The 6,185-nt window shown below is 74.5% G+C and carries 1 protein-coding gene; it reads right to left on the bottom strand.

The window, feature by feature from the left end; genetic code table 11:
- Positions 1 to 6,185 (bottom strand): amino acid adenylation domain-containing protein (locus VIB55_RS11280; protein WP_331876762.1); only part of this gene is annotated, 6,185 nt, incomplete at both ends.

The following is a 6,185-nucleotide window of genomic DNA, read 5'->3' as shown; positions in this document are numbered from 1 at the left end:
AGGCGCGCGGCCGGATACGCGGGATCGAGGATCGCGAAGGCCGCACCCGCCTTCCACGCGCCCAGTAGCGCCCGCACGAGCGCCGCCGAGCGGTGGGCGTAGACGGCCACCACGTCGCCCGGCCGCACCCCGCCCTCGATCAGCCGGTGCGCGATGCGGTTGGCAGCCGCGTCCAGCTCGGCGTACGTCCAGGTTCCGGCCGCATCGGCAACCGCCGGGGCATCGGGGGACTGGACGACGTGGGCGGCGAACGTCTCGTGCACGGCCCCGCGCCAGGCCTCGGCCTCGATCGGCCGGGCCGGGTCGGGAAGAACGCCGCGTGCCGCTTCCGTCGCCAGCGACAACGCGCCCACGCGGGTTTCCGGCGCGGCCGCGGCCTGGCGGAGCACGCCTTCCAGCTGCGCCAGCAGGCCGCGCATCCGCGGCGCGTCGAACAGGTCGGCGGCGTAGACGAGGGCAACGTGAATCCCCCCGTCCCGCTCCCGGACGTACAGGGTGAGGTCGAACTTGCTGGCTACCTCGCCGAGCGAGCCGGCCTCGGCCTCCGCGACCTCCAGGCCGTCGCCGCGCAGGGCGCCGCGCTGGAAGTTGGCCAGGTTGAGCATCACCTGGAACACGGGTGCGTGCGCCATGCTGCGCTCCGGACGCACCTCCTCCAGCACCCGCTCGAAAGGGATCTCCTGGTGCGCGTACGCCGACAGCGTGGTCTCGCGCACGCGCCCCAGCAGCTCGCGGAAGCTCGGATCGCCCGAAAGGTCGGTCCGCAGCGCCAGCGAGTTGAGGAACAGCCCCACCATCCGGTCCGTCTCCGCCCGCGTCCGCCCGGCGATCGGAGTCCCGACGACCACGTCCTCCTGCCCGGCCAGACGTCCGAGCACCACGTCCAGCGCGGCCAGGAGCACCATGAACAGCGTGGCGCCTTCGCGGCGGGCCAGCGCGTTCACCTCCCCCGCCAGGGCGGACGAGATGACCAGGCGCTCCAGCGCGCCGCGGTGCGATTCCACCGGCGGGCGGGGACGGTCCGTCGGCAGCTCCAGCAGTGCCGGGGCGCCGTCCAGCGCCTGCCGCCAGAACTCCACCTGCCGCTCCAGCGCGGCGCCGGACAGGCACTCGCGCTGCCACGCCGCGTAGTCCGCGTACTGCAGCACGGGCTCCGGCAACGGCGACGCTTCGCCGCGCGAGAACGCGCCGTAGAGAGCGGAAAGCTCCTCGCGCAGCACCCCCAGCGACCACCCGTCGCCGATCGCGTGGTGAAGGTTCAGGAGAAGGCGGTGCTCGTCGTTGGCCACGCGGACGAGGGACGCGCGGAAGAGCGGCCCGCGCGCCAGGTCGAAGCGGTGCAGCTTGGCTTCGGCCGCCAGGCGGTCGGCCTCCACGCGCCGCTCCTCCCGGGGCAGCTGCCGCAGGTCGGCCACGGGCAGGTCGAACTCGGCCGGCGCCGGGGCGATGCGCTGCACGGGGACGCCGTCCACGGCCGGGAGCGTGGTGCGCAGCGGCTCGTGGCGGCGCACCAGCTCGGCCAGCGCGCGGCGGAGCGCGTCCAGGTCCAGGCGGCCCGCGACGTGGTACGAGAAGGGAATCGCATAGACCGGGCTTCCCGGGTCCAGCGCGTCCACGAACCACATCCGCTCCTGCGCGAAGGTCACCGGCAGGTCGCCCTCGCGCGCCACGGGGGCGATGGCGCCCTCGCTGGACGCCGCGCCGGTGCCGCGCAGGCGGTCGATCTCGGCCGAGAGATCGGAAAGGACCGAGCGCTCGAAGACGGTGCGCAGCGGCAGCTCGATGCCGAAGACTCCGCGGACGCGCGCGGCGACGCGGGTGGCGACCAGCGAGTGCCCGCCCAGCTCGAAGAACTGGTCGTCCGCGCCCACCCGCTCCACGCCCAGCACCTCGGCCCAGATCCCCGCCACCACCTCCTCCGTGGGCGTGCGCGGTGCCACGTACGACTCCTCCGCCGCCCCGTACTCCGGCGCCGGGAGCGCCTTGCGGTCCAGCTTGCCGTTGGGCGACAGCGGGAACGCGTCCACGAAGACGAACGCGGCCGGGACCATGTACTCCGGCAGGGTGCGCCGCACGTGCTCGCGCAGCTCGTCGGCCCCGGCGCCGCCCACCACGTACGCCACGATCCGCTGGTCGCCGGGCACGTCCTCGCGCACCATCACCACGCAGTCGGAAACGTCGTCGTGCCGGCGCAGCACCGCCTCGATCTCGCCCAGCTCGATGCGGAAGCCGCGCACCTTCACCTGCCCGTCCATCCGGGCGACGAAGTCCAGCATTCCGTCGGAACGCCAGCGCACCTTGTCGCCGGTGCGGTACATCCGCGCGCCGGGGTGCCGGGCGAAGGGGTCGGGCACGTAGCGCTCGGCGGTGAGCGCCGGCCGCCCCAGGTAGCCGCGGGTGACGCCGGCGCCGCCCACGTAGATCTCGCCCGGAACGCCGATGGGAACGGGCCGTCCCGCTGGGTCCAGCACGTAGTGCGTCACGTTCCCCAGCGGCCGCCCGATCGGCGGCGGGAAGGTGCCGTCCGTGGCCTGGAAGGCCGTGGAGCGGACGCTGACCTCGGTGGGGCCCCAGCCGTTGAAGAAGCGGCGGCCCGGAGCCCAGCGCGCCACCAGCTCGGCCGAGCAGATCTCCCCGCCCAGGATCACCACCTCCAGCTCCGGGAGGTGGGCCCACGGGGTGGCCGCCAGCGCGCTGGGGGTGAACTTGGCGTGGGTCACCCGCTTGCGGGCCATCAGCCCCGTCAGCTCGTCGCCGGGGATCGTCTCCTCGCGCGGGGCCACGATCAGCGTGCCGCCGTTGGCCAGCGCGGTGAACACGTCGAGCACCGAGGCGTCGAAGTGCAGCGGCGCGAAAAGGAGCACCCGTGAAGCCGGCCCGTTCTCGTACAGGCGGGAGAAGGTAGCGATGGTGTTGCACACGCCGCCGTGCTCCACCAGAACCCCCTTGGGCACCCCGGTAGAGCCGGAGGTATACAGCACGTACGCTAGGTGGCGCGGCCCGATCTGCACCGCGGGCGGCGTGGCGGGATAACGCTCCAGCTCCGCGTCCAGCCCGGGGCCGACGACCAGCACGTCGTATCCCGCGGCCCAGGGGCGCGCGGCGCTCGCCGCGTCGGCGAGCACGATGTGGGCGCCCGACTCGGCCACCATGAACGCGGTGCGCTCGTCTGGCGCCGCCGGGTCCAGGGGCACGTAGGCCCCGCCCGCCTTCATCACCCCCAGCAGGCCGGCGATGGCCCCGCTGCACGGCTCCATGCAGAGCGCCACCCGCGTCTCCGGGCGCACCCCCATCTCCACCAGCCGGTGCGCCAGGCGGTTGGCCCGCGCATCCAGCTCGGCGTAGGTGAGCGACTCACCGCCGAACTCCACCGCGGTGGCGCCGGGCGCGCGCGCAACCTGCGCCTCGAAGTGGCGGTGGATGAGGACCAGGTCGGTGAAGGGCTCGTCGGTGCGGTTCCACGCGTCCACCACCAGCGCGCGCTCGCTCTCCGGCATCAGCGCCAGCGCCGCAACCTCGCGCGACTCGTCGGCCACCATCTCCTGCAGCACGCGCCGCAGGTAGCCCACCCAGCGCTCCACCGTTTCGCGCTCGAACAGCGACGTCGCGTAGGTGAGTCTCCCGGCGATGCGCCCGTCCCACTCCCACAGCGAGAGCGACAGGTCGCGCTTGGCCGTGTCCCGTTCCACGCTCTCCGCACGCCCCGGCTGCAGCCCAGGCAGCACCAGGTCGCGAGGTGCGTTCCGCCAGTCGAGCATCACCTGGAAGAGCGGGCTGTAGGCCATGCTCCGCTCGGGCTGCACCAGCTCCACCACCTGCTCGAAGGGGATGTCCTGGTGGCGCTGCCCCTGGAGGGTCCGCTCCTTCACCTGCTCCAGCAGCCCGGCGACCGTCGGCGCGCCGGACAGGTCCACGCGCAGCGCCAGCGTGTTGACGAAGAACCCGATCAGCCCCTCGATCTCCGGGCGCCCGCGGCCGGCCGTGGGCGTGCCGATCACCACGTCGTCCTGCCCCGAAAGCCGGCCCAGCACGGCGGCCCACGCGGCCAGCAGCGTCATGTACAGCGTGGTCTCGTGCCGGCGCGACAGGGCCTTGAGCCCCGCCGTGAGCTCCGCGTCCAGTTCCAGCAGGAGCGCCGCCCCCGCGTGCTCCATTTCCGCCGGCCGCGGGTGGTCCGTGGGCAGCTCCAGGAGCCGGGGGGCGCCGGCGAGCGTCCGCGTCCAGTACTCCGCCTGCTCCCGCAGGATGTCGCCCTCCACCCAGCGCCGCTGCCACGCCGCGTAGTCGGCGTACTGCACGGGGAGCGGGGCGAGCCGCGCATCGCGGCCCTCTCGATGGGCGGCGTACAGCGCCGAAAGCTCGTCCAGGAGCACGCCCAGCGACCACCCGTCGGTGACGATGTGGTGCATGGTCAGCAGCAGCACGTGCTCGTCGTCCGCCACGCGCACCAGGCGGCCGCGGACGAGGGGGCCGCGCCGCAGGTCGAAGGGCGCGCTCGCCTCCTCCGCCATCACGCGCTGCAGCTCCGCCTCCGGGCGCCCCGCCAGGTCGTCCTCCGCCAGGTGGAACCCCACCTCGCCGGGGGCGATGCGCTGCTCCGGGGCGCCGTCCACCTCGGTGAAGGTGGTGCGCAGGGCCTCGTGGCGGGCCACGATGCCGTCCAGCGCGCGCGCCAGCGCTTCCCGGTCCAGCGTGCCGCGCAGCGGCAGCCGCAGGGGCGCGTGGTAGGCGCTTCCCAGGCCGCCCATCTGCTCCAGGAACCACAGGCGCTGCTGCGCGAAGGAGAGCGGAAGGTGCCCGCCGCGGTCCACCGGCTCGATCGGCGGCAGCGCCTCCGCGTCCCCGGCCCCGCCGAGCGCCTCCGCCAGGTCCTTGAGCACCGGGTGCTCGAACACCTGCCCCGGCTCCACCTCCACGCCCAGCACCTGCTGGATGCGCGAAACCGCCAGCACCACGAGCAGGGAGTGGCCCCCCAGCTCGAAGAAGTCGTCGCGGCGGCTCACCTGCTCAACGCCCAGCACCTCGCTCCAGACCTCCGCCAGCGCCTGCTCGGCCGCGCCCACCGGCGCCTCGTAGCCGCCCCGCGCGAACGCCTCGCCCTCGGGCGACGGCAGCGCCTTGCGGTCCACCTTGCCGTTGGGGGTGAGCGGCAGCGCGTCCAGGTGCACGTAGGCCGCCGGCACCATGTACTCGGGGAGCGTTTCGCCCAGGTGCGCCCGGAGCACGTCGGCCCCGGGCGCCGCGTGGCCCACCACGTACGCCACCAGCCGCTTCTCGCCCGGCTCGTCTTCGCGCGCCAGGACCACGGCCTCGCGCACGCCCGGATGCTCCGCCAGCCGCGCCTCGATCTCGCCCGGCTCGATGCGGAAGCCGCGCACCTTCACCTGGTGGTCCACCCGGCCGGCGAAATCCAGCCGCCCGTCCGCCAGCCAGCGCGCGCGGTCGCCCGTGCGGTACAGCCGCGCGCCACCTTCGGCCGAGAACGGGTCGGGGACGAAGCGCTCCGCCGTGAGCCCCGGCCGGCCCAGGTAGCCCCGCGCCACCCCTGCCCCGCCCACGTACAATTCGCCGGGGACGCCCACGGGCAGCGGCTGGAGCGCGGCGTCCAGGACGTACGCACGCACGTTGGCGATGGGCGCGCCGATGTCCGGCTTGCTCGCCGGGTCGGCGCACGCCGCCGCCGTGCTCCAGATGGTGGCCTCGGTGGGCCCGTACAGGTTCCACAGCCGGTGCCGCGTGCCCCAGCGCTCCACGAGCTCGGCCGGCAGTGCCTCGCCTGCCACCGTGATGGTGCGCAGCGCGGGCAGCTCCTCTACCGGGAGCGCCGCCAGGGCCGACGGAGGAAGCGTGACCGTCGTAACCGCGTGCCGGCGCAGCAGCGCCAGCAGCCCGGGCCCGGGAAGAAGCTCGTCGCGCGGGGCGACGCAGAGCGCGGCGCCCGACGCCAGCGCCATCACCAGCTCGAAGGCGGCCGCGTCGAAGCTGAGCGAGGCGAACTGCAGCACCCGGTCCTCCGGCCCCACGCCGAACACGCGCTGCTGCGCGGCCGCCACGTTGCACAGCCCCCGGTGCGGCACCAGCACCCCCTTGGGGCGGCCGGTGGAGCCGGAGGTGTAGATGACGTACGCCAGCCCGGCCGGGTCCACCGCGACCTCCACCGGGTCCCCGCCCTCGTCCGCCAGCGC

Source organism: Longimicrobium sp., assembly GCF_036554565.1.
GTDB lineage: Bacteria > Gemmatimonadota > Gemmatimonadetes > Longimicrobiales > Longimicrobiaceae > Longimicrobium.
Note: the sequence above shows the minus strand (reverse complement) of the source record. Positions and strands in the feature narration are given on the sequence as shown.